We start from the raw sequence: 24,271 nt of genomic DNA on the forward strand, positions 1-24,271 counted from the left end.
TCCGTCGTCGCCTACGCGACCGCGGCCGAGACTCGGCCTCGCAGGTTCAGGCAGATTCAGGCGCCGTCGAAGATGACCGTCATCTCGGCGACGTCGTCCTCTGACGGCGTCCACGCCGACCCGGCCTCGGCGTTCTGTGTGATCTGCTCCGGCTTCGTCGCACCCGCGATCACGCTCGACAGTCCGGGCTGCGCGAGGAGCCAGGCGAACGTGGCCTGCAGCATCGTCACGCCACGGTCGTCGCAGAAGCGCTGGAACTCCTCGAGGACGTCCCACGGCGCGTCCTGGAGCAGCTGCGGCTTCGAGGTGGTGATGCGCCCGTCGGCCGGTCCGCCCGCACGCGTGTACTTGCCGGTGAGGAGCCCGTTGTACAGCGGGAAGTACGGCAGGAACCCGAGGGCGTAGGCGCGCACGGCCGGGAGGACCTCCGCCTCGACCCCGCGCGCGAGCGGGCTGTACTCGTTCTGCGCCGACACGAACTGCGTGGTGCCCGCGATCGAGGCGGTGAGCTCGGCCTCGGCGATCTGCCACCCCGCGAAGTTCGAGTGGCCGACGTAGCGGATCTTGCCCTCGCGGACGAGGTCGTCGAGGACCGAGAGCGTCTCCTCGATCGGCGTCACCGTGTCCGGTCGGTGCATCTGGTACAGGTCGATCCAGTCGGTCCCGAGCCGCCGCAGCGACGCCTCCACGGCCAACCGGATGTAGCGGCGTGACCCGCGGACGCCCCAGTCGGGCCCGTTCGTGCCCTGCATGTCGAGGCCGAACTTGGTCGCGAGCACGACCTCGTCCCGACGGCCCGCGATGGCCTTGCCGAGCATCTCCTCGCTGCGCCCGGGCTGACCGCCGTAGACGTCGGCGGTGTCGAAGAGGGTGATCCCGGCGTCGAGCGCCGCGTGCACGACGGCGTCGGTGCCGTCCTGGGTCTCGGAGGCGGTGCCGGCCCGCCCGAAGTTGTTGCAGCCGAGGCCGACGGTCGAGACGACGAGCCCCGAGGGGCCGAGTGGACGGTGTTCGATCACGGTCATGCCCCGACCGTACCCACGCGGTCCTGCCCGCGACCCCGGAACTGGGGCTGCGCAGCTGCTCCGGCGCCCCGGTACAACTGATCGCGGATCAGACCACCGGAGGGAGCCACAGTGGCGTCGCATCGCATGCCGGATTCCGACCGGCCGCGTCGGCCGGTCCCCGCCTGGGTGACGGCTCCGCCGGTGGACGGCCAGGAGGCCCGCCCCGCGTCCGCCTCGTCCCCGGCGGTCGCACCCGTGGCTGAGTCGGTCGCACCGGTGGCCGGGTCGGCCGCGCCGGTGGCCAGCCCCGTCGGGTCCGTCGCCGGGCCCGCCGCCGCGGCTCCCACGCCCACCGTCGCCGGGCCGGCGTCCGCGGCCCCTCCCGTCGCCGGTCCTCCCGTGGCCGGTCCCGTCGCCGGCGGTGCATCCTCCGTCACGGATGCCGCGCTGACGCCCCCGGCCGGCGAGCCCGTCGCCGTCCCGGACCCGGCGGCCGACGTCCTCGTACCGGACTTCCCGCCCGAGGAGCACCTGCTCCCGCCGGCCCCGACCTCGCCAGCCGTGCACACCCTGCCGTTCGACCGCCTCATCGCCGAGGCCATGTCGTCCGCCCCGGCACCGGTGTCCCCGATCGACGCCGCACCGGCGCCGCGGCCGAAGCCCACGGGTCCGGTCGTCCCGGCCGTCGGGCAACCGCGGTTCTCCGTCCCCGGCCTCGAGCACGTCGTCGTGCAGGGCACCGAGCCGGAGCCCTCCGGCCCGGTCGGGTTCCGGACGCCGGCCCGGTTCGCCCAGCACCAGGCGCAGTCCACCCGGCCGCCGGCACCCGCCCCGACGCCGGACGCGGCCGACGCAGCAGCGGCCCTCACCCTGCCGAGCGCACCCACCCCAGCCGCACCGGCACCGACGACTCCCGCAGCGACCGACGCTCCGCCCGCTCCCGTCGACCCGGCGTCCGGCCACGCCGCCACGGAGCCCGGTGCGCGCCCGACGAAGCGTGCGCCGCGGTCCCGGGGCGCAGCGCGGACGAAGCCCGCGCGGCGGACCAGGGGCGCGGCGGGCAGCGGTGTCCTGGCGACCGTCCCGCCGGAGGCGACCGTTCCCACCCAGACCGAGTCGAGCCTCCCGGCCGGCGGTGTGGACGCACCGGAGGCGGGTCGCGCACCCGCGGCGACCACGCGCCGACTCGGCGTGACGCCCGGCGCCGTCCTCGGGGCGGTGGCCGGCGTCGGCACGCTCGGACTCGCGGCGTGGTGGTTCACCGCTCCGGCGACCGTGCACGCGGTCGGGGTCGTGCTGGGACTCCTGGCCCTCGTGCTGTCGATCGCGACGCTGCGGGACCGGGCGGCCACGTGGCAGCGGCCGGTGGCGCTCCTCGGTGCCGTGCTCGGTGCCGTGGGGACGCTCGTGCTGCTGTGGGCGGTCGCGTCGGCGGTGCTGCCCGCCGCCGGGGTCACGCTGCCGGACCTCACCGGGTCGGGCACGGTGTCGACGATCGCTCCGTAGGGGCCGGACGAGCCGCTGGCCGCCCGAGGGGGCGGCCCGTGCTCCCGTGGCGCCGCGGAAGCGCTCCGCGGGTCGCCGGCCGTCAGACAGCGCGGATGACGCCGCGCGAGAGGATGGCGTTCGTCAGCGCGTCGATCGGTTCGCGTTGCACGGTCGGGTTCGCGATGAGCACGTAGTCGACCGCGGGCAGGTCCGGCAGCGCGAGCCGCTGCGAGACCTTCACGAGGTCGGCGGGGATCAGCGAGTGCGGGAACACCGCCACCCCGATGCCCGCCCGTACCGCCGCGAGGACCCCGTTCACGTCGCGGGTGTTGCACGTGATCCGCCACGTGCGGCCGGCGGCCTCGAGGGCGTCGATCGCCATCTGGCGGCTGATGCTCGGCGCCTGGTAGACGATGAGCGGGACGGGCTCCCCCGCTTCGAGCGCGATGCCGTCCTGCGCCATCCACACCATCTGGTCCGTGGCGACCCGGGTGCCCTCGGCCGACTCCCCCGCGGTCTGCTTGATGAACACGAGGTCGAGCTGGCCCGCGTGCACCCGGCGGAGGAGCGGCGCGGACTGGTTCACCGTGAGCTCGAGGTTGACCTGCGGGTGCAGTCGACGGAAGTCCCGGAGGATGCGCGGCAGCTGCGTGATCGCGAGGTCGTCGGCCGCACCGAACCGGAGTCGACCCCGCGTCGCCGCACCCGAGAAGTACGCGTCGGCGGTGGCGTGGGCCGCGAGGATGGTCCGCGCGAACCCGGCCATCGCGTCCCCGTTGTCGGTGAGCGTCACACCTCGGGTGTCGCGGGCGACGAGGGTCCTGGCCACGGCGGTCTCCAGGCGACGGACGTGTTGGGACACCGTCGGCTGACTGATCCCGAGCCGCGCACCGGCCGCGGTGAAGCTCCGGGTCTCGGCGACGGCGAGGAAGGTCTGCAACAGCACCGGGTCGAGCACGTCAGGATCCCTCTCATTCGACATCGCAATGGAGTGATAGCAACCATACGGGGATCGAATGGGCGGCGGAAGACTAGTTTCGAGCGGGTACCGTTCCGCCCCGACGTCCGGAGACCCCCGCAGTGAGTGCGTCATCGACGACCCTCCCCCCGCCCACCGAACCCCTCCCCGTCGTCGCCGAGCGGCCGCCGTGGCGGCACACGCTCATCGCACTGTCGGTGCCGAACTTCCGGATCTTCACCGCGACGAACCTCGTCGCGATGACCGCGGGCTGGATGCAGCGCATCGCCCAGGACTGGCTCGTGCTGCAGCTGACCGGCTCCGTGGCGCAGGTCGGCATCACGGTCGCGTGCCAGTTCGCGCCGATGCTGTTCTTCGGGCTGTTCGGCGGGGTCATCGTCGACCGGTTCTCGAAGCGGGCGCTGATGATGATCACGCAGGGCGCCTTCGCCGTCCTGTCGCTGGTGCTCGCCGTGCTCACGCTGACCGGGGTCGTGCAGGCGTGGCACATCTGGGTGATCGCGTTCCTCGTCGGCATGGTGACCGTGATCGACAACCCGGCGCGGCAGGTCTTCGTCACGGAGATCGTCGGGCACCAGCACCTCCGGAACGCGATCAGCGTGAACTCGAGCGTCTTCCAGCTCGGCGGCATGATCGGTCCGGCCCTGTCCGGTGCCCTGCTCGTCGCGGTCGGCGCCGGCTGGTCGTTCGGGGTCAACGCCGTCGCGTGCGCCGCCGTCGTCGTGACGCTCGGGTTCCTCCGGGTGTCCGAGCTGCACCGGACACCGCCTGCCCCGAGGACCAAGGGACAGCTCGTCGAGGGCCTGCACTACGCGATGCGCAAGCCGACGATCCTGGTGCCGGTCGTGCTCATGGCGTTCTTCTCGGTCTTCGCACTGACCATGCCGGTGCTGCTCTCGGCGTTCGCGTCCGAGGTGTACGACGTCGGCGCGGGCGGCTACGGCGTGTTCAACTCCGCCGTCGCGATCGGGGCGCTCGCGGGCGCGCTGCTGTCGACGCGCCGCGCGGTGGTGCGGCTCCGGACGATCGTCGGCGGGGTGTTCTGGACGGGGGTGCTGCTCGTCGCCACCGGAGCCGTCCCGGTCATCGCGCCCTTCACCGTCGCGCTCGTGGCCGTCGGGATGTCGCAGCTGCTGTTCATGACCGCGTCGAACTCGCTCGTGCAGCTCTCGTCGAACGTCGCGATCCGGGGCCGGGTGATGTCGCTGTACGTCCTCGTGCTGCTCGGCGGGCAGGCGATCGGCGGTCCGGTCATGGGGCAGGTCGTCGACCACTTCGGTGCCCACGTCGGGATGGTCGTCGCCGGGGGCGTGCCCGCGCTCGCGGCTGCGGTCGTCGGGCTCGTGCTCGCGCGGCGCGGCGGGCTGCACCTGGCGGTGCGGATGCGGCACCACGTGCCGGTCCCCGCGATCGTCGGGCACCGCTGACGCGCCGGCGTGACGCCGGAACCAGGTTCCGGACACCGCACCACGCTTTTCCATGGTGCTGTGTCCGGAACCTGGTTCCGCGAGCCGCGCGCGGAACCCGGTGCGCGACGGAGCTTGGTCGCGTCAGTACGCGACGCCGAAGCGCGCCCGGTGGTGCGCCGGGGTGACGATCTCGTCGACGAAGGCGATCGCGAAGTCCTCGCCGGAGATGTCCGAGTTGCCCTCGGCGTCGGTGAGGAGCACGTCGTCCGTGGTGCGGTAGGTGCCCTTCCGCTCGCCCGGGTTGTAGCTGCCGAACGCCGCGGCCGGGCTGACGTAGAACCAGTCGACGTCGGTGTCCGACGCCTGGAGCGCCTCGAGGATCGCCGCGTGGCTCTTCGCCTCGCCCGTGAAGGCGTCCGGGAAGTCCGGGGTGTCGAACAGGCGCGGGCCGCCCTCGGCGACGAACAGCGAGCCGGCACCGCCGACGATGCCGAGCCGGGCGCCCGCAGCCGCCGCGGCGTCGACGAAGTGCTGGAAGCGGTCCTTCAGCTCGGAGCCGTCGGCCTGGACGGCGTGCAGCGCCACGACGACGACGTCCGCGCCCTTCGTGACCTCGGCGACGAACGCCTCGTCGAACGCATCGCCCTGTGCGAGCGTCAGGCCCTCGGCGGGTTCGAGCTTCGACGTGTCGCGCGCGACGGCGGTGACGGCGATGCCGCGGGAGAGCGCCTCGCGGGTGATGGCGGAGCCGGCGTACCCGGTGCCGCCGAAGACGACGATGCTGGTCATGGCAGTCCTTTCGTGGAGGTCGTGGAGCCCGCCGGGCGGTCCCGAGGGCTGCGCTGCTCACTGTACGGGTGTTACTCTCCCTCGGTAAGTAGGCACCTCGCAGTGCGTAGGGAGGTCGACGTGTCGGCTCTGGAGTACACCCCGTACGCGGCGGACTGTCCGTCGCGACAGCTCCTCGACCGGATCGGCGACCGGTGGAGCGTCCTGACGATCGGGTCGCTCGTCGACGGTCCCCAGCGGTACTCGGCCATCGCGCAGCGCATCCAGGGCGTGTCGCAGAAGATGCTCACCCAGACGTTGCGTGCGCTCGAACGGGACGGGCTCGTGACCCGCACCGTGTTCCCGGAGATCCCGCCGCACGTCGAGTACGAGCTCACCGACCGGGGCCGCTCCCTCCGTGCGGTCCTGGAGCCGCTCGAGCACTGGGCCACGGACCACATGGACGACGTCGCCGCGTCCCGGGTGGAGTACGACGCCCGGTGACCCGGTCCTGACGCTCGGCTGGAATCGGGGCGGAGACGCGGTGGTTGCCTGGGGTCATGCGATCTGTCGTCTACTCGAAGCCCGGTGACTCGTCCGTCCTGACCCTCGAGGAGCGCCCGCTCCCCGAACCCGGACCCGGCGAGGTCCGCGTGCGCGTCGTCGTCTCCGGCGTCAACCCGACCGACTGGAAGGCCCGCACCGGCGGGACGTACGGTGACGACCTGCCGTTCCCGGAGATCACCCCGGACCAGGACGGTTCCGGCGTCGTCGACGCCGTCGGCGAAAGGGTGGACGGCCTCGCCCCCGGTGACCGCGTCTGGCTGTTCATGTCCGCGTCCGGTCGACCCACCGGCACCGCTCAGGAGTACACCGTCGTCCCCTCCGAGCGTGCCGTCCGTCTGCCGGACGGGGTCGGGCACGACGTCGGCGCCTCGCTCGGCGTCCCCGCGATGACGGCCCACCGTGCCCTGACGACGCACGAGCACGGGCCCGCGCGACTCTCGCCCGGAGCGCTCGACGGCCGGACCGTGCTCGTCGCGGGCGGCGCGGGGGCGGTCGGCCACGCCGCGATCCAGCTCGCCCGCTGGGCCGGCGCGACGGTCGTGACGACGATCAGCTCGGACGAGAAGGCGGCACTCGCGACGGCCGCGGGCGCGCACCACACCGTGAACTACCGGGACGACGACGCCGCGGAGCAGATCCGGCACATCGCCCCCGACGGCGTCGACATCGTCGTCGAGGTCTCCATCCCGCAGAACGCCGGGCTCGTCGCCGAGGTGCTCGCGAACCACGGGGTGGTGTCGATCTACGCGAACAACGGCGGCGACGAGGCGACCCTGCCGATCCGCCCGAACATGAGCATCAACGCGCGGTACCAGTTCCTGCTGCTCTACACGATCGGCGACGAGGCCCTGTCGGCGGCCGCCGAGGACATCACGGCGGCGCTCCGCGACGGGGCACTGCCGGTCGGCGAGGAGGCCGGACTGCCGCTGACGCGGTTCCCGCTCGAGCAGACCGCGGCCGCGCACGACGCCGTCGAGGGAGATGCGGTCGGCAAGGTGCTCATCGACGTGCAGCCCGAGTGAGCGCCGCGGCGGGGCCGGAGCGGTCCTGCCCGGCGCCGGCCGACCCGGCCCAGTCCGCCACCCACGTTCGGCCGACCACGTTCGGCCGACCACGGGCACCGGCCACGTTCGGCCGACCACGGGCTTCGGCCACCGGCACCGTCCACCGCCCGCCGGCCGCCCGCCCGATCCCAGTGGGCACACCCGCCGCCCACAACAGGCGATCCCGGCACCCGCGTCGGCGTACCGTGCCGACCCGGGACCGGGATCGTGGAGGGTCCGGGCGCGCGCCCGGCGACGGGCTCGGGTCAGCGAGCCAGCACAGCGGCGAGGCGTTGCTCGAACCGGCGTCGGGCCGCGGCCCGCTCGCGCTCGATGTTCGCAGCGATGACCTCGGGGTCGTCGTAGTCGGCGTCGGTGGTGTCGTCGGTCCAGTTCGGGGTGTACACCCGGGACCGACCGAAGGGCTTCGGTTCGGGGGTCACGATGGTCATGTGGGGATCGTACGTCGAGCGTCCGACAAATCGTGCGAGCATCACGGGCCTTTCCTGGGGTTGCGGTCCCGTTCCGGGAACGGTGACGCGAGCGAGAACGCGACGGCCATGAACGACGCCATCAGCGCGACGACCTTGGCGTCGAGTTCGGTGAACGCGTCCGGCGCGGGCGAGTCCACGGTGAGCATCCCGAACGAGTACTCCTCGGACCGGATGACGACGGAGACGTACGACCGGTAGCGCGGCTCGAACCCCGGCACGTCCTGGTCGACGTCGACGTCGGCGGTGCGGTCCCCCACGACCCGGGGCCCGCCGCCGACCAGGACCCAGTCGAGGTTCCGGTCGCCGTAGGGCGTCCCCGCGTGGAAGACGCCGGCGGTGTCGTCGGCCCCGCCGTGCCCGATCGGTTCGAGGGCGCGGAGGTCGTCCGACAACTGGTACACGTTGGCGCGGACGTCCGGCACGTCGGGCAGCAGGTAGAACGCGAGCGCGACGGCGATCCGGTCGGCGAACATCGGCAGCTCACGACGACGCTCCCACCGCCGCAGCTCCGAGAACCGGACGAGCCGCGTGGCGAGCTGACCGAAGGCGTAGCGGACCGCTGTGCCGTGCTCGATCTCGGCCGCACGGGCGACCGCAGCCGCATCGGCCACCGACGACTGCTGCCGCCGTGCCCGGACGATCTGCACGACGACCGCGGCCGCGAGCACGACGAGCCCGAGGACGACGAGCGCCACCCGCACCCCCGGTGCGGCGACGAGGTTCGGCAGCTGGAACGCCGCGGTCGGTGCGGTCGCGACGAGGATCGGCCAGACCACCGCTCCGGCGCGGCGCCGTCTCCGCCCGCCGCGCGTCCGCCCACCGTTCGCGGGACCACCGAGCACGTGCCCGCGCGCGCCGTCGGGCCCACCGCCCGGAGCACCGCCCCGCAGCCCACGGTCCCGGGCAGAGCGGTCACCCGCCGCGCGGTCACGAGCCGCCTGGTCACCGGCCGCCTGGTCACCGGCGCCACGCGCTCCGTCCGAACGGACGTCGGCTCCTCGTTCCCCTGTCATGCCGCCGACGGTAGGGCACCCCACCGACGCCAGGACGGTTGTCCACAGGGCTGCGGACAGGGTACGGATGTTGTCCCCTGCAACGCCGACTTGTCCCCTGAACGGGGGCGGAAGAGCATCGACCCATGAAGCAGCGATCAACGATCAGAGCAACGGCGCTCATCGCGACGGCAGCCCTCGCACTCCTCGGCGGCACCCTCGGCACGACTGCGGCGAACGCGGCCACGGTCTCCCCGCAGGTCATCGGCGGCGAACCCGCACCGAGCACCCCGTGGGAGGTCCAGCTCGTCTTCCAGCAGGGCGGCACCGCGACCTACGGCTGCACGGGCGAGCAGATCAACGCCTCGTGGGTCCTCACCGCGAACCACTGCGTCGACGGCACCACGGCGATGAACGTCTACCACTCGAACAGCACCACGAACCGTGGCACCGCCATCGCCGCGGACCGCCTCTACTCCGCACCCGCGGGCGACATCGCACTCGTCCACATGCGCACCGCGAAGACCCTGTCCTCGTACGCGCCGCTCAACCTGTCGTACACGACGAAGTCGTCCGGCTCCGGCGTCATCATGGGCTACGGCAACCGGGCGAACAGCGTCCCGAGCACGGGCCTCTACCAGGCCACGGTGAACCTCACGGGTCGCTCCTACGACGCGTACGACGGCACCGCCCAGCACGTCACGGGCGTCTCCGGCGCGTCGAACCACGGCGACTCCGGCGGCCCCCTGCTCGTGAACGGGCAGGTCGTGGGCGTCTGCTCCACGGGCGACGTGGCCGACCCGGGCGCGAACACGAACGCCGGGTCGAACTACGCGGTGCTCACGCAGAGCGCGAGCTGGATCCGCTCGACCGCAGGCGTCTGACCGACGCGCCGCCCGCAGGGCGGCCCACCATCCGACGCCCCACAGCGCGGACGGGAGGCCCGTGGCGACCCCGCCACGGGCCTCCCGTCCGTCTCTGCCACCATTCCTGCACAGGCGGCCCGACGCGGCCGCGATCCACAGGACGGGCGCGCCCCGGCGCGGTGTCGGGCACCGGTTGGTAAGCATGGAGCCATGACCGACGTCTCCACGCCCGTTCCCGGTTCCCGAGCACTCGTCCTGGGGGGCGGCGGCGTCGCCGGCATCGCCTGGGAGCTCGGCGTGCTCACCGCCCTGCAGGAAGCCGGGGTCGACCTCGACGCCGCCGACCTCGTGATCGGCTCGAGCGCCGGCAGCGTCGTCGGCGCGTTCGTCCGCGCCGGAGCGGTCGCCGACGCCTACGCACAGCAGCACGACCCGGTGCCCTCCACGTACGAGGAGCCCGCTGCGATCGACCCGGAGGCCTTCCAGGACCGCCTCGTGCAGGCACTCGCGGGCGCGTCGGACGAGCAGGACGCCCGTGCTCGGCTCGGGGCCGCGGCGCAGCGGGTGACGCACGGGCAGACGGACGAGCAGCGCATCGCCACGTTCGAGCACACGCTCCCGAGCACCGAGTGGCCGGAGAAGCCCTTCGGCGTGACGACCATCGACGCCACCGACGGCACCTTCCGGGTCCTCACCGCCTCCACGGGCGTCCCGCTCCCCCGCGCCGTCGCGGCGAGCTGCTCGGTGCCGTTCGTGTGGTCGCCGGTGGCCATCGACGGCGTTCCGCACATCGACGGCGGGCTCCGCTCGTCGACCAACGCCGACGTGGCGGCCGGACACGAGCGTGTGCTCGTCGTCGCGTGCGGGCCGGAGGCGTCGTCGCCGCTCGGCCCCTGGCTCGACCTCGCCGTCGAGCGGCTGCGTGCCGCCGGCAGCTCGGTCGAGACGATCGTCGCGGACAGCTCGTCGCAGCACGCCTTCGGCACGAACTCGCTCGCGCTCTCGACGCAGGCGCCCGCGGCCGACGCCGGGCACCGACAGGGACAGAACGTCGCCGAGCAGATCGCGGCGTTCTGGGCGTGAGGGGCATCCGGCGCGTCCTGGGCGTCGCGCGGCCGGTCGTGTCGGGGGACGCCGGTAGCGTGAGGGCATGACGACGGCGTTCTCGGACCTCCACCAGTACACGGCACTCCCGCGGGTCGACGGCATCGCGATCGCGCCGGACGGCTCGCGCGTGCTGCTCACCGTCAGCGTCCTCGACGAGGACGGCACCGGCTACCGCCGCTCGATCTGGAGCGTCCCCGCCGACGGCTCCGGCGCACCGGTCCGGCTCACTCGCTCCGCCAAGGGCGAGGGCGGCGTCGCCGTCACGCGGGACGGCGACCTGCTGTTCGTCTCGGGCCGGCCGGACGAGTCCGGCAACGACGAGGCACCGCAGCTCTGGCTGCTCCCCGCCGGGGGCGGGGAGGCCCGACCGGTGACGGCCCTGCCAGGAGGCGCGGGCGGCGTCCTCGGGACCGCCTCCGGCAGCGACCTGGTCGCGATCACCGCGTCGCTCCTGCCCGGCGCCGGGACCGACCGTGACACGGTCATCGCCGCGGACGCGGCCCTCCGGAAGCGTCGTAAGGACGGCGGGGTCGCCGCGATCCTGCACGAGTCGTACCCGGTCCGGTACTGGGACCACGACCTCGGCCCCGACGAACCGCACGTGCTGACGCTGGACCTGGGCGACCTCCGCGAGCCCGACCTCTCGGACCGAGCGGCACGGACGCCGGCCACCGAGGCGGGGGCCGACGTGGGCGCCGACGCCCCGTCCTACCCCGCGCACCTGCCGGCCCCGTTCGACCTGACGCCGGCGCCCGGCCGGACGCTCGACCACGTCGACGGCACGCTCACGCCGGACGGCCGGATGCTCGTCGCGTCGGTCGCCGTACCGGAGGCCCGCGGCTCCCGCTCCGCGCTCGTCACGATCGACGTCGCCACCGGTGCGCGCACGGTCGTCCTCGACGAGCCGGAGGTCGACCACGAGCTCCCGCGGGTCAGCCACGACGGACGCACGGTCGCGTGGGTCCGGACGCAGCGGTCGACCCCGGCCGGAGCGCACGAACAGGCGGTCTGGACCGCCCCGATCCGCGAGGACGGCTCGGTGGACGTCGACTCCGCACGACGGATCGCCACGGAGTGGGACCGCTGGCCGACGGAACTCGTGTTCGAGCACGGCGACCGGGCGCTCCTCGCCACCGCCGACCAGGACGGCCGCGCACCGGTCTTCCGCCTGCCGCTCGACGGCGGCGCCGTCGAGCAGCTGACCCACGACGACTGGGCGTACTCCGGCCTGCACGTGGCGGACGCGACCGGCGAGGTCGTGGCGCTCCGTGCCTCCTGGCAGGCGCCGCTCCACCCCGTCCGGATCGACGCCGACGGCACCGTCACCCCGCTCGCGACCCCCGCTCCGCTGCCCGAGGTGCCCAGCCGCATCGAGGACGTCGAGACCACCGCGGCCGCGGCACCCGGGTCCGCGGCTGGCTCGTCCTCCCCGACCGCGACGGTCCGCACCCGCTGCTGCTCTGGATCCACGGCGGTCCGCTGAACTCCTGGAACCAGTGGTCGTGGCGGTGGAACCCACAGCTCGCCGCTGCCCGCGGGTACGCCGTGCTGCTGCCAGACCCCGCGCTCTCGACGGGCTACGGGCTCGACTTCGTCAACCGCGGGTGGAACGCGTGGGGGCAGGCGCCGTACACCGACCTCATGGCGATCACCGACGAGGTGGTCTCCCGCCCGGACATCGACGAGACCCGGACCGCGGCGATGGGCGGCTCGTTCGGCGGGTACATGGCGAACTGGGTCTCCGGGCACACCGACCGGTTCCGCGCGATCGTCACGCACGCCAGCCTCTGGGCGCTCGAGCAGTTCAACGGCACGACCGACGCCTCGCACTACTGGCAGTCGATCTTCGACGCCGAGGGCATGCGCGAGAACGATCCGCACCGGTTCGTGGCGGACATCACGTCACCGATGCTCGTCATCCACGGGGACAAGGACTACCGGGTGCCGATCGGCGAGGGGCTGCGGCTGTGGTCGGAGCTCGCGGAACACCACGCTGCGGCGGACGGCTCGATGCCGCACCGGTTCCTGTACTTCCCGGACGAGAACCACTGGGTGCTGAAGCCGCAGCACGCCGTGGTCTGGTACGAGACCGTGTTCGCGTTCCTCGCGCAGCACGTCCTCGGCGAGGAGTGGCGGCGCCCGGAGCTGCTCGGGTAGCCGCGGCGCGGTCCCGCCCGCCCGCCCGCCCGCCCGGGTCGCGGAAACACCCGCGTTTCGACGAAGCACCCGTCGATCAACGGGTGCTTGGTCGGAACATGCGTCTGGATCGACCGGCACGCATCGAGAGCGACCTTGCACGTGTCGATCGACGCGTGCAAGGTCGCACCTTGCACGCGCAACAGTTGCGTGCGCAACGAACGACGACGCCGCTGTCGCACGACAGCGGCGTCGTCGTCGGACAGCACGCCCGACTACACGAACGCGGCCTGCCCCGTGATCGCCCGCCCGACGATGAGCGTGTTCACCTCGCGCGTGCCCTCGTACGAGTAGATCGCCTCGGCGTCGGCGAAGAACCGCGCGACACCCTTGTCGAGCACGATCCCGTTGCCGCCCTGCACCTCGCGGCACCACGCCACCGTCTCGCGCATCTTCGCGGTCGCGAACGCCTTCGCCATCGCGGAGTGTTCGTCCCCGCCGACTCCGGCGTCCTGCATGGCCGACGCCTGCGTGCACAGCGCGATCGATGCGGTGATGTTCGCGAGCGACTTCACGAGGAGGTCCTGCACCATCTGGTGCGACGCGATGGGCTTCCCGAACTGGATGCGGGTGCGGGCGTAGCCGAGTGCCGCCTCGTAGGCACCGACCGCGATGCCGATCGCCTGCCAGGCCACCTCGGTCCGGGTGAGGCGCAGCACCTCGGCGGTGGCACGGAACGAGTCCGCGCGCTGGAGTCGCCGCGACTCGGGCACCCGGACGCCCGTCATCGTGATGTCGGCGTTCTGCACTCCGCGGAGGGCGATCTTGTCCTCGATCTTCGTGGCGGTGAACCCGAGGCTGTCCGTCGTGACGAGGAAGCCCTTGACCTGCTCATCGGCGACGTCCTTCGCCCAGATGACGACGACGTCGGCGAACGTGGCGTTGCCGATCCAGCGCTTCTCGCCGTCGAGGACCCACTCGTCGCCTTCGCGGCGGGCCGTCGTCCGCAGACCACGGGCCGAGTCGCTGCCGGACAGCGGTTCGGTGAGGCCGAACGCACCGATCAGCTCGCCGGACGCCATCCGCGGCAGCCACTCCTGCTGCTGCTCCTCGCTGCCGGCGACGAAGATCGAGTTCATCGCGAGCCCGGACTGCACCCCGATGAACGTCGCGACGCTGGCGTCGATCCGCCCGAGCTCGAGCGCCGCCCACCCGCGGTACACCGCCGAGTTCTCGAACTGGCGCACGAGCGGGATGCCCGGGCCGTACATGCCGAGTTCGGCGAGCGGCGCGACGGTCTGCCGCGGGAACTCCGCACGTGCCCAGTACTCGTCGGCGATGGGTCGGACCTCGGCCTCGAGGTAGGCCCGGAGCCGCCCGAGCGAGTCACGCTCGCGTTCGGTCAGCCCCTCCTGGAAACGGTAGAAGTCGGACTCGAGGAGCGCTGTGGCGGATGCCGTCGTTGACATACCCCTGATCGTGCATCATTCTCGAAAACGTTGCAAGGGGAGGTCGGCATGTACACATCGGATTCAGCGCTGCGCGCATTCCGGGAGGCCCGCCACACCTTCATCGCCGGCGCACGCATCGACATGGGCACCCTGGCAACGACGCTCGGTGTCGACCGGACGTCGCTGTTCCGCTGGGTCGGCAACCGGGACCGGCTGCTCTCGGAGGTGCTGTGGTCCCTCGCCGTGCCCACCCTCGACGCCGCCGAGGCCGATGCGGCCGCGAGCGGGGCGGCGCGCATCGTCGACGTCCTCGACCGTTTCACCGCGGACCTCATCCGGGCGCCCTACTTCCGTACGTTCCTCACCCGCGAGCCTGCCCGAGCGCTCCGGCTGCTTACCACCACCGAGAGCGACGTGCAGAGCCGCTTCGTCGCCCGCGTGACGGCACTCGTCGCCGCCGAGCAGGACCGCGGCTCGTTCGACCCGGCACCGCTCTCCGCCGAGGAACTCGCACGGCTGCTGGTCCGCATCTCAGAGTCGTTCACCTACGCCGACCTGATCAGCGGCGAGACGCCGGACCCGGTGCGGGCCCGCGCGACGTTCGAGTACGTCCTGCGTCCCGCCGTCGTCCCGGCCTGAACCACCGCCCGAGGAGACGCCGCGCGGTCAAGGTCGGTACTCGTCCCGCGCCGGCCGCTGCGTCCGGATCGCGTGCTCGTCCGTCGCCGGCCGTGCTCCGCCGAACGACCCGACCACCTTCGCCACGACGCCCAGCAACGCTCGGACCAGCCGTCCCGCCACCGTGATCACCCGCATGACGCCTCCCCCGCTCGTGCCGCCAGCGTACGCGTCCGGCCGACGGGAGAGGTGGCTCAGCGGAAGCCGCGCGTCTCGAGCAGGTGGTGCGGGATCCCGTGCCCCTGGCACCGATCTCGTCGTCGCACCCCGCGCATCACGTCGCGGACGTGTTCGCCGCAGCCCGTCCACGAGGACTTGCCGCACACCGGGCACTGCACCGACTCGCACATGCGGCCCACGGTACGGACGCGAGGCTGGACGAACGGGCGCCACGCTGTACCCGTTCGCCACGGTGCCGGGAACGGACAGCCGTGCGAGCTGCAGTGACCGACCGCGCGACCACGGGAGCGACATCGAACCGACCCGAACATCCGGTTCGATGTCGCTGTCGCGGGGAGCCCGTCGTTCGTGGGAGCCCGTCGCGCCCGCCGCCGGAGCGGCCCGCCCGCACGCTAGATCAGGTCGTCGGTGAGGTGGTTCGGCGTGCCGAAGCGGTGCGCCGTGATCGACACCGCCTGCTCCCGGAGGAACGGCAGCACCTCGAGCCGACCGGCCTCGGTCACCGGCTCGGCGTACACGGCGACGTCCGGACGACCCCCGACCGCGCCGTACAGCGCCGATGCATCGCCCCCGATGAGCCGCACGCGCGTCGAGGGACCGCCGGCGACGCGCGCCGCGAACGCCTCGTCGGACTGCCCCTCCCCGAACGACCGGACGACCGTCAGGGACCGGATCGCCGACGCGACCGCTCCCGGGAGCGTCCCGGCGACCGAGACGTCGATCGTGGTGCCGGCCCGGACCGCAGCGGCCACGACCCGCACGAGCGCCTCGACGTCGAGCGAGGAATCGTCGTCGGAGGCCAGTCGGACGTGCACGCCGGGGTAGGGCAGGTACCGCGCGATGTTCCGCTCGGCGCTCAGCCCCGAGACGTCGACGGCGGTGCCGTACAGCGACTCCCACGCCCGTTGGTCGGACGCCACCGCACGGTCGAGCGACGGCGAGGCGACACCGGTTGCCCGAATGAACGACGACACCGGCCCGGAGATGGCGACGCCGTCGACGTCACCAGCGGGAGCAGGCGACCACGATCCGAGCCCGAGCAGGTAGTTCAGCCCACCGGCCTTGGTCCCGGCACCGACGGCCGACTTCTTCCACCCGCCGAACGGCTGGCGACGGACGATGGCCCCGGTGATGCCGCGGTTGACGTAGAGGTTGCCCGCCTCGATCCGGTCGAGCCAGGTGTGGATCTCGTCGGTGTCGAGCGAGTGCAGCCCCGAGGTGAGGCCGTAGTCGACCTCGTTGACGATGTCGATCGCCTCGTCGAGCGACGCCGCGGTCATGATGCCGAGGATCGGCCCGAAGTACTCGGTGCGGTGGAACGCCGAGCCGCGTGCGACCCCGTCGCGGACCCCGGGGCTCCAGAGCTTCCCGGTGTCGTCGAGCTGCTTCGGCTGGACGGCCCAGGTCTCCCCCGCGCCGAGCGTCGTCAGCCCCTCGAGGAGCTTGCCGGCGGCGGGCTCGATGACCGGCCCCATCTGCGTGGTGGCGTCGCTGGGGTAGCCGACGGTGAGCGACGACACGGCGTCGAGCAGCTGCGACCGGAACCGCCTCGATCGGGCCACGGACCCGACGAGCACGACGAGGGAGGCGGCGGAGCACTTCTGTCCCGCGTGCCCGAACGCCGAGGCGACGACGTCCTTCACGGCGAGGTCGAGGTCGGCCGAGGGCGTCACGATGATCGCGTTCTTGCCGGAGGTCTCGGCGAGGAGCGGCAGGTCGGGCCGGAACGACCGGAAGAGCTCGGCCGTCTCGTAGGCACCGGTGAGGATCACCCGGTCGACGAGCGGCGACGCGACGAGCTGCTGCCCGAGGTCGTGCTCGGAGACCTGCAGGAACGCGAGCACGTCAGCAGGGGCGCCCATCGCGTCGAACGCGGTCGACATGACCGACGCGAGCACCGCACCGCTCCGCTCCGCAGGCGGCGCGGGCTTGAGCACCACGGCGGACCCGGCGGCGAGCGCGGCGAGCGTGGACCCGGCCGGGATCGCCACGGGGAAGTTCCACGGCGGGGCGACCAGGGTGAGGGAGGCCGGGGTGAAGGAGGCACCGTCGACGTCGTCGAGCTGCGCCGCGAGCTCGGCGTAGAAGTGGGCGAAGTCGATCGCCTCGGAGACCTCGGGATCGGCCTGGTCGATGGTCTTGCCGGTCTCGGCGGCCATGACCTCGACGAGCGCGGCGCGGTTCGCCTCGAGCGCGTCCCCGACGGCGTGCAGCACGGCGCCGCGCGCCGCACCGGACCACGTCCCCCACTCGGTACCGGCGTTCCGGACGCGCGTGAGCGCGGAGTCGAGGGCCGAGGCGGAGTCGACCCGTGCCTCCCGGACGGCGGCGACGCCGAGCGTGGAGGACGCGACGCGGGCGGTGATGGCCGCTCCCCACTCGCGGTTCGCGGCGACCGAGGGGTCGGTGTCGGGCGTGTTCTCGAAGTGTCCGGGGCCGGGGCGGGTCACGGCCGCGTAGCGGTCGGCGACCCGGTGCGGGGCGGGGGCGTCGAGTCCGCCGGGCAGGGCGAGCGGCGCGAGCGAGTCGCGGAAGCGTGCCTCCTCGCGGGCGAACAGCGCCGGCGACGACGCGAGCGAGAACACCGCGGACATGAAGTTCTCCTGCGAGGCGCCCTCTTCCAGCCGGCGGATCAGGTACGCGATCGCGACGTCGAACTCGCCGGGGTGCACGACGGGCGTGTACAGGAGGAGCGAGCCGACCGTGCGGCGGACGGCCTCGGCCTGCCCCTGCGCCATGCCGAGCAGCATCTCGAACTCGATCCCGTCCCGCACGCCCCGCTCACCGGCCAGCAGCCAGGCGTGCGCGACGTCGAACAGGTTGTGCCCGGCGACCCCGACGCGCACGTTCGCGACGCGGTCCGGCGTGAGTGCCCAGTCGAGCACCCGCTTGTAGTTCGTGTCGGAGTCCTGCTTGGTGTGCCAGGTGGCGAGGGGCCAGCCGTGCACGGACGCCTCGACCTGCTCCATCGGCAGGTTGGCGCCCTTGACGAGCCGGACCTTGATGCCGGCGCCGCCGCGTGCGCGTCGGGCGGCGGACCACTCCTGCAGGTGCTGCATCGCGGCGAGCGCGTCGGGCAGGTAGGCCTGCAGGACGATGCCGGCCTCGAGCGACGTGAACTCGGGCTCGTCGAGGAGCTTCGTGAAGACCGCGATGGTGAGGTCGAGGTCCTTGTACTCCTCCATGTCGAGGTTGATGAACTTGTTCGGGGAGGTCCGGGCCGCCCGGCGGAACAGCGGGCGGAGCTTCTCGATGATGTCCTCGACGGCGTGGTCGAACGCCCACGGCGCGTGCGGGTGGACGGTCGAGGAGACCTTGATCGAGACGTAGTCGACGTCGTCGCGGGCGAGGAGTCGTTCGGTGCCGCGGAGTCGGCGCGCGGCCTCGCCCTCGCCGAGGACGGCCTCGCCGAGCAGGTTGACGTTGAGGCGGACGCCGTCGCGCCGGATCTTCGCGATCGCCGGGCCGAGCTTGGCGTCGGTCGCGTCGACGATGAGGTGTCCGACCATCTGTCGGAGGACGCGCCGGGCGATCGGGACGACGACACCGGGCAGGGCGGGGGCCATCGTCCCGCCGAGCCGGACGAGCCCGCGCAGTGCCGCGGGTAGGAACGACGGCGCGTCGGGCGCGATGGCGCGGAGCTTCCGGGCGGCGACGCCGAGGTCCTCCGGTCGGACGACGCCGTCGACGAACCCGACCGCGAAGTCCAGCCCGGACGGGTCGGCGAGGACCCCGGCGAGCTGCTTCGCGGAGCCGTCGACCGGGTACGACTCGGCCTCGGCGAGCCACTGCCGCACGAGTGCCACGGATGCATCCGCCAGCGGGTCGGTGCCGCCGGTGCGGGTGGTCGCGGAGGGCTCGTGCGTCGTCGTCATGGGATCAGTGTGGAACCCCGGACGATTCAGCGGAAGCAACGAATCGTGACGGGTACCGTGCAGCCCAGCTACTGTTTCGACATGCTCGATGTCCGTCGTCTCGTGCTCCTCCGCGAGCTCTCGATCCGGGGTACCGTCGCGGCCGTCGCCGAGGCGTTGAACTTCACCCCGTCGGCCGTCTCGCAGCAGCTCTCCGCCCTGGAGCGCGAGGCCGGTGTCCCCCTGCTCCGGAAGGCCGGTCGGCGCCTGCAGCTCACCCCGCAGGCGGAGGTGCTCGTGCAGGCCGCGGGGCACGTGCTCGACGTCCTGGAGCAGGCGCAGGCCCAGGTCGAGGGCAGCATGCCGACGGTGCAGGGCCGCGTCCGGGTCGCGGTGTTCCAGTCGGCGGCGCTCGCACTCATGCCGAACGCCCTGCACGCGATGGCGACCGAACACCCGGAGGTGCGCATCGAGATGGTGCAGCGCGAGCCGGAGACCGCCCTGCACGAGACCTGGATCCGCGACTTCGACATGGTGATCGCCGAGCAGTACCCGGCGCACGCGGCACCCCGGTTCCCCGGCCTGCACCGCGAGGACCTGACGACCGACGCCGTCCGCCTGGCCCTGCCCCCGGTCGAGACCGCCCTCGCAGCGGTGTCGTCGATCGCGGACGCCGAGGCGCTGCCGTGGGTGATGGAGCCGCGCGGGACGGCGTCGCGGCACTTCGCCGAGCAGGTGTGTCGCCGGTGGGGGTTCGAACCCGACGTGCGGTACGAGACCGCGGACCTGCAGACGCAGATCCGGCTGGTGGAGTCCGGGAACGCGGTGAGCCTCATGCCGGACCTCATGTGGACCGGACGCACCACGACGTGCCGTCTCGTCGAGCTGCCGGAACGTCCGCGGCGAACCATCTTCACCGTGGTGCGTGCGGCCGGGGCGTCCTCGCCCGCGGTCCGCGCGTTGCGCGGCCAGCTGGAGCGCGCCGCCGCAGCGGTCGGCGACTGAGACCGACCAGACCAGACACCGGACAGGAGGCACGGTGCGGGCCCGCCGCGCTCCTCCCGTCCGACGACGAGCAGCACGCACAACCATGCTGTGGAAAACCCCAGGTCAGCACCTGAACGGACGCGAATGCTTCCGTGATGGAACTGCAACCTGACGGTCGCTCGGGAGTCGCTCCCGAGCCGTAACGTCATCGCCGACGGGTGCGGACGACCGCCCCGCGACCACACTTCCGAGGGGACCCCATGCAGAACCACACCACTCCGTCGCGCCGCCGCGCGGTGCTCATCGCCGCGACCGTCGCCGCGGTCGTGACGACCGGCTCCGGCGCCGCGTTCGGGGTGACCGCCGCGAACGCGGCGACACCGGCGACGACGCAGACCGCACCCGCTTCCGCGACGCCGTCCACCACGACGTCTGGCACGACGACGAGCAGCAGCTCGACGAACGGCGGCACGACGACGGCCGCGACGCCGAGCGACGGCAGCGACCTGGCCTTCACCGAGCCGTCGACGAAGACCGCTCCGCTCGCCCTGACGGCCACGGTCGGCACGCCGTTCAGCCACACGTTCCACACCACCGGGGGCAACGGGACGGTCGCGTACGCGATCCAGGACGCCCCGTCGTCGGACTACACCGTGAACGTCGAGACGGGCGTGCTGAGCGGCACGCCGCCGACCGCGGGGACGTTCGACTTCGAGGTCGTCGCGCTGAGCGGCTCCACCCAGGTCACCGAGTACGTCCGGCTCACCGTCGCCGCGGCGCCGCTGGCGTTCACGGAGCCGTCGAGCGCATCGTCGCCGCTCGAGCTCACGGCCACCGCGGGCACGCCGTTCTCGCACGTGTTCCACGTCACCGGCGGCACGACGACCCCGACCTTCGCCCTCGTCGCACCGGCGGAGAAGGGCCTCGAGGTGAACCTCGACGGGACCCTGACGAGCAGCATCACCACGGCCGGGGTGTACTCCTTCCGCGTCACGGCGCTGTCCGGCTCCACGCAGGTGGACGAGTACGTCCGCCTGACCGTCCGACCCGCGGCACCGGTCGGGGTCCTGGTCCAGGTCACGACCGGCAAGCCCGGCGACACCGCGTACCTGATCGAGCCGAACGGGACGATCGAGGCGTTCAGCGGGACCGGGAAGTCGCTCGGCACCGTGACCTCGATCCCGGCGCGCCAGGGCAGTTCCCTGAACGTGAACGGGCTCGCGGTCGACCGGTACGGCAACGTGACCGTCCCGCTCACCGCGGACGGGCTGCAGCCGGCGACCGTGACGAGCTCGGTCGCGTCGGACCAGATCGTGCCCACCCCCGCGAACGACTCCGCACGCGTCACGTTCGTGCACGCCTCCCAGCACCGCCTGACGGTGACGCAGGACGGGGTGTCGAACACCTTCGTCGTGTCGGTCACCCCGGTGGCCACGGCGGCCGTCGCGACCACGGCGACCGGCACCGGGGCGACGCTCGCCTACACCGGCGCCGACGAGCGCGGTCCGATCGGCTGGGCGCTCGGACTGCTCGCCGCGGGCGGGACGCTGCTCGCGTACCGGCTGCGCCGCCGTCGCAGCTGAGCCGCGACCCACTCGCGGACGGGAGGCCCGGTGCCGGATGGCGCTGTGCCTCCCGTCCGTCGTCTGGCCGATCCACGCGCACCCCGAAGCCGTCGCGCCCGCGCGTTCCCGCACACACCCCCAACCCAGGTCACAATTCGGAATCTGTACATCTGCGCGGTGCACGCGTCCCCTACGATCCGATCAGCGCCGAGGACTCTCGGCAGATTCACACGATCCGGCACCCGACCGGACCTGAACTCCTGGGGGAGAACGTGCGCGAGAGCACTTCCACCGTCCGGCGCGCGTGTGCGCTGGGGACCACCGCCGCACTGGTCGTCCTGACGACCGGCCTCGGCATCGTCACGGCGACCGCGGCGAACGCCGACACCGCGCCGACCACGACCGTCACGGACGCACCGACCGCGACCGCGACGCCCGACCCGACGACGGCGCCGACCGAGCCGGCAGCGTCCGACCCGACGTCCACGCCGTCGCCCTCCGCGACGCCGACCGGCGAGCCGACGGCCGACCCGTCCACGCCCGCCCCGACGTCGGACACGACGCCGGCCCCGACCACGACCACGACCACGACCACGCTGCCGCGCGCGACCCTGGCCGCCCCGCAGGCCCCCGTCGTCGACCCGTCCGTGACGATCACCGGTGACGCCAAGGTCGGCTCGTCGCTCGCCGCGACCTGGGCAGGCTTCGACGGCGACGGCGCCTTCAAGTACGTCTGGACCGACAAGGACACCGGCGCGGTCGTCTCGAAGACCATGTACTACCTGGTCGACGCGACCGAGGCCGGCAAGCAGGTCGTCGTCACCGTGACCGGCGACAAGGCCGACGGTACGGGGCAGGCCACCGTCGAGTCCGACCCCTCCGCCGTGATCACGCAAGACCCGGTCTTCGTCGACGAGTCCGGCAAGCCGATGCCCGAGACGACGCAGGACGAGCCGCTGTACCTCGACACGACGGCCGGCGACGCGTTCTCGTACACGTTCCGCGCGCAGGGCTCCCCCGCGCCGACGTACAAGCTCGACTGGTACTGGTCCGACGAGGCCGACTCCGCCGACTCGATCGTCGCGTCGCGGAGCCAGGCGGACAACACCATCGCCGTCGGCTTCCAGGCCGACGACGCCGGCGACGAGAGCGACTTCACGCCGAAGGACCAGCTGCCCGAGGGCATCACGTTCGACCCGTCCACCGGTGAGCTGAGCGGCACCGCGACGCTCGCCTCGTTCTACGACTTCGCGATCACGGCCACGAGCGGCGACGTCTCCACCACCCAGTACGTCGAGCTGACGGTCGACCACGCCGCCGCGATCGGCATCACGGCCTACACGCTCGACGCCAAGTCGATCACCGCGGACAAGAAGCGTGTCTGGCTGATCCAGCCGGACGGCTCGATCTACACGCTCGACGTCAAGCTCGACTCCGACGGCTTCCCGTCCGAACTCACCCTCACCCCCTCCGGCCGTCCCACGGTCGCCCAGGGCGGCACGCTCGTCGTCCAGGGGTCGCCCGTCGACCGGTTCGGCAACGACGCGACGGACTTCGACGACGACGGCAACCCGACCTTCACGGCGAAGGTCACCTCGGACGTGGCGTCCGACGTCGTGAAGACGTACTCGGAGGACGGTGTCGAGGTCGACGGCGTCTTCGCCGTCACCTTCCCGCACGCCTCGACCCACACGCTGACGGTGTCGAGCGGCGCCCTGCAGCCGGTGTCGTTCGCGGTCGACGTGCAGCCGACGGTCGCCCCGGCGGCCGTGGTCGTCACCCCGACCGCGACCGGTCGCCAGCTCGCCTACACCGGCACCGACGCGACGGGGGCCCTCCCCTGGGCCGCCGGTCTCGTCCTCGCCGGTGTCGGTCTGATCGGCGCCCGCGCCTGGCGCCGCCGCTCCGCGCAGCGCTGACCCGCGCCTCCGGTCCGTCGCGGTCTCCGTGACGGACAGGAGGCACGACACGGCCCCGCCACGTCCCTCCCGGACGCGGCGGGGCCGTTCCCGTCTCCGTGGTCGCGTCGGAGGGCACGGCGGGTCGGTAGCGTGGCCTCCATGCCGACGCTCCTGCACATCGACTCCTCCGCCGACCTCGCGCACTCCCGCTCGCGCGAGCTCACCGCCGCCTTCGCCGACGCGTGGCGGGCGCGGGGACCTGAGTACACCGTCGTCCGGCGCGACCTCCACGTCGACCAGCTGCCGCACCTGGAGACCTCGGCGCTGCACTGGGCGGCCGCTGACCGGACCGCCGACGAGGTGGTCGCTCCCGAGGACGACCAGCGCCGCCAGGAGGTCATCGACGAGCTCCTCGCCGCGGACGTCGTCGTGATCGGTGCGCCGCTGTACAACTACACCGTGCCGTCCACCCTCAAGGCGTGGATCGACCGCGTGCACGTGCCGGGCGTCCTCACCGGGGGCGTCCAGCCCCTCGCGGGCAAGCCGGTCGTCACCGTCGTGAGCCGTGGCGGCACCTACGACGCCGGGACGCCGACGGAGGGGTGGGACCACGGTTCGCCGGTCCTGCAGATCGTGCTCGGCGCGGCGTTCGGCATGAAGCACTACCCGGTGACGGTGAGCGCGACCCTCGCCGACCGCCTGCCCGACCTGGCGCCGCTCGCCGAGCACGCCCGCGCGGAGGTGGCCGACGCCCGCGTGACGCTCGAGCGCCTCGCGACCACGCTCGGCTGATCGCCGG

18 protein-coding genes and 1 pseudogene are annotated in these 24,271 nt (G+C 72.9%); 12 read left to right on the forward strand and 7 right to left on the reverse strand.

Going from position 1 to position 24,271, the window contains the following annotated elements:
• Positions 1-56 precede the first annotated feature (56 nt).
• The gene (locus Csp2054_RS08800; protein WP_096898931.1) at positions 57-1,025 is read right to left on the reverse strand and encodes an aldo/keto reductase; all 969 of its coding nucleotides are present in this window, start codon (positions 1,023-1,025) and stop codon (positions 57-59) included.
• Between the two features lie 126 nt (positions 1,026-1,151).
• Here Csp2054_RS08800 and Csp2054_RS08805 point away from each other — a divergent pair, with 126 nt between their 5' ends.
• Positions 1,152-2,513 (forward strand): hypothetical protein, encoded by a 1,362-nt coding sequence (locus Csp2054_RS08805; protein ID WP_176491628.1) that lies wholly within the window; start codon positions 1,152-1,154, stop codon positions 2,511-2,513.
• 82 nt (positions 2,514-2,595) lie between these two features.
• Here Csp2054_RS08805 and Csp2054_RS08810 read toward each other — a convergent pair whose 3' ends face one another.
• Positions 2,596-3,453 carry a LysR substrate-binding domain-containing protein gene (locus Csp2054_RS08810; protein ID WP_096898933.1) on the reverse strand — a complete coding sequence of 286 codons (858 nt, stop codon included), beginning with the start codon at positions 3,451-3,453 and terminating at the stop codon, positions 2,596-2,598.
• Positions 3,454-3,575: 122 nt separating this feature from the next.
• Here Csp2054_RS08810 and Csp2054_RS08815 point away from each other — a divergent pair, with 122 nt between their 5' ends.
• Positions 3,576-4,901, forward strand: coding sequence for an MFS transporter (locus tag Csp2054_RS08815; protein ID WP_096898934.1), 1,326 nt, complete (start codon positions 3,576-3,578; stop codon positions 4,899-4,901).
• 123 nt (positions 4,902-5,024) lie between these two features.
• Here Csp2054_RS08815 and Csp2054_RS08820 read toward each other — a convergent pair whose 3' ends face one another.
• On the reverse strand, positions 5,025-5,672 hold the full coding sequence (locus tag Csp2054_RS08820) for an NAD(P)-dependent oxidoreductase (protein WP_096898935.1): 648 nt from the start codon (positions 5,670-5,672) through the stop codon (positions 5,025-5,027).
• A 120-nt stretch (positions 5,673-5,792) separates the two neighbouring features.
• On the opposite strand from Csp2054_RS08820, the gene Csp2054_RS08825 reads away from it, so the two are divergent.
• Positions 5,793-6,155 carry a winged helix-turn-helix transcriptional regulator gene (locus tag Csp2054_RS08825; protein ID WP_096898936.1) on the forward strand — a complete coding sequence of 121 codons (363 nt, stop codon included), beginning with the start codon at positions 5,793-5,795 and terminating at the stop codon, positions 6,153-6,155.
• Between the two features lie 56 nt (positions 6,156-6,211).
• Positions 6,212-7,240: an NADPH:quinone reductase gene (locus tag Csp2054_RS08830; protein ID WP_096898937.1), complete on the forward strand. Its 1,029-nt coding sequence runs from the start codon at positions 6,212-6,214 to the stop codon at positions 7,238-7,240.
• 287 nt (positions 7,241-7,527) lie between these two features.
• On the opposite strand, the gene Csp2054_RS08835 is transcribed toward Csp2054_RS08830, so the two are convergent.
• Entirely contained in the window at positions 7,528-7,713 is a 186-nt protein-coding gene (locus Csp2054_RS08835) for a hypothetical protein (protein ID WP_096898938.1), read from the reverse strand.
• 41 nt (positions 7,714-7,754) lie between these two features.
• The gene (locus tag Csp2054_RS08840; protein ID WP_141399192.1) at positions 7,755-8,768 is read right to left on the reverse strand and encodes a GAF domain-containing protein; all 1,014 of its coding nucleotides are present in this window, start codon (positions 8,766-8,768) and stop codon (positions 7,755-7,757) included.
• A gap of 125 nt (positions 8,769-8,893) precedes the next feature.
• Here Csp2054_RS08840 and Csp2054_RS08845 point away from each other — a divergent pair, with 125 nt between their 5' ends.
• The 3 genes and pseudogenes from Csp2054_RS08845 to Csp2054_RS08855 all read left to right on the forward strand — a co-directional run bounded on the left by Csp2054_RS08845 (position 8,894) and on the right by Csp2054_RS08855 (position 12,877).
• Entirely contained in the window at positions 8,894-9,631 is a 738-nt protein-coding gene (locus tag Csp2054_RS08845; RefSeq protein ID WP_096898940.1) for a S1 family peptidase, read from the forward strand.
• 192 nt (positions 9,632-9,823) lie between these two features.
• Positions 9,824-10,696 (forward strand): patatin-like phospholipase family protein, encoded by an 873-nt coding sequence (locus Csp2054_RS08850; RefSeq protein ID WP_096898941.1) that lies wholly within the window; start codon positions 9,824-9,826, stop codon positions 10,694-10,696.
• A 67-nt stretch (positions 10,697-10,763) separates the two neighbouring features.
• A pseudogene (locus tag Csp2054_RS08855) lies at positions 10,764-12,877 on the forward strand (S9 family peptidase).
• A 254-nt stretch (positions 12,878-13,131) separates the two neighbouring features.
• On the opposite strand, the gene Csp2054_RS08860 reads toward Csp2054_RS08855, so the two are convergent.
• Positions 13,132-14,325 (reverse strand): acyl-CoA dehydrogenase family protein, encoded by a 1,194-nt coding sequence (locus tag Csp2054_RS08860; RefSeq protein WP_096898942.1) that lies wholly within the window; start codon positions 14,323-14,325, stop codon positions 13,132-13,134.
• A 48-nt stretch (positions 14,326-14,373) separates the two neighbouring features.
• On the opposite strand from Csp2054_RS08860, the gene Csp2054_RS08865 reads away from it, so the two are divergent.
• On the forward strand, positions 14,374-14,946 hold the full coding sequence (locus Csp2054_RS08865) for a QsdR family transcriptional regulator (protein ID WP_096898943.1): 573 nt from the start codon (positions 14,374-14,376) through the stop codon (positions 14,944-14,946).
• 611 nt (positions 14,947-15,557) lie between these two features.
• Here Csp2054_RS08865 and Csp2054_RS08875 read toward each other — a convergent pair.
• Positions 15,558-19,040 carry a proline dehydrogenase family protein gene (locus Csp2054_RS08875; RefSeq protein WP_096898945.1) on the reverse strand — a complete coding sequence of 1,161 codons (3,483 nt, stop codon included), beginning with the start codon at positions 19,038-19,040 and terminating at the stop codon, positions 15,558-15,560.
• An 81-nt stretch (positions 19,041-19,121) separates the two neighbouring features.
• Between Csp2054_RS08875 and Csp2054_RS08880 the strand changes: the two genes are divergently transcribed.
• From Csp2054_RS08880 to Csp2054_RS08895, 4 genes are all read left to right on the forward strand, one after another.
• The gene (locus Csp2054_RS08880; protein ID WP_096898946.1) at positions 19,122-20,024 is read left to right on the forward strand and encodes a LysR family transcriptional regulator; all 903 of its coding nucleotides are present in this window, start codon (positions 19,122-19,124) and stop codon (positions 20,022-20,024) included.
• A 242-nt stretch (positions 20,025-20,266) separates the two neighbouring features.
• Positions 20,267-21,589, forward strand: a complete 1,323-nt coding sequence (locus Csp2054_RS08885) for a hypothetical protein (protein ID WP_096898947.1) — start codon at positions 20,267-20,269, stop codon at positions 21,587-21,589.
• Between the two features lie 254 nt (positions 21,590-21,843).
• A complete protein-coding gene (locus Csp2054_RS08890) occupies positions 21,844-23,490 on the forward strand; it encodes a putative Ig domain-containing protein (RefSeq protein WP_096898948.1) in 1,647 nt (548 codons plus the stop codon).
• A 141-nt stretch (positions 23,491-23,631) separates the two neighbouring features.
• Positions 23,632-24,264, forward strand: a complete 633-nt coding sequence (locus tag Csp2054_RS08895; RefSeq protein ID WP_096898949.1) for an FMN-dependent NADH-azoreductase — start codon at positions 23,632-23,634, stop codon at positions 24,262-24,264.
• The last annotated feature ends 7 nt before the right edge of the window (positions 24,265-24,271 follow it).

It is taken from the genome of Curtobacterium sp. 'Ferrero' (genome assembly GCF_002412165.1).
Lineage (GTDB): Bacteria > Actinomycetota > Actinomycetes > Actinomycetales > Microbacteriaceae > Curtobacterium.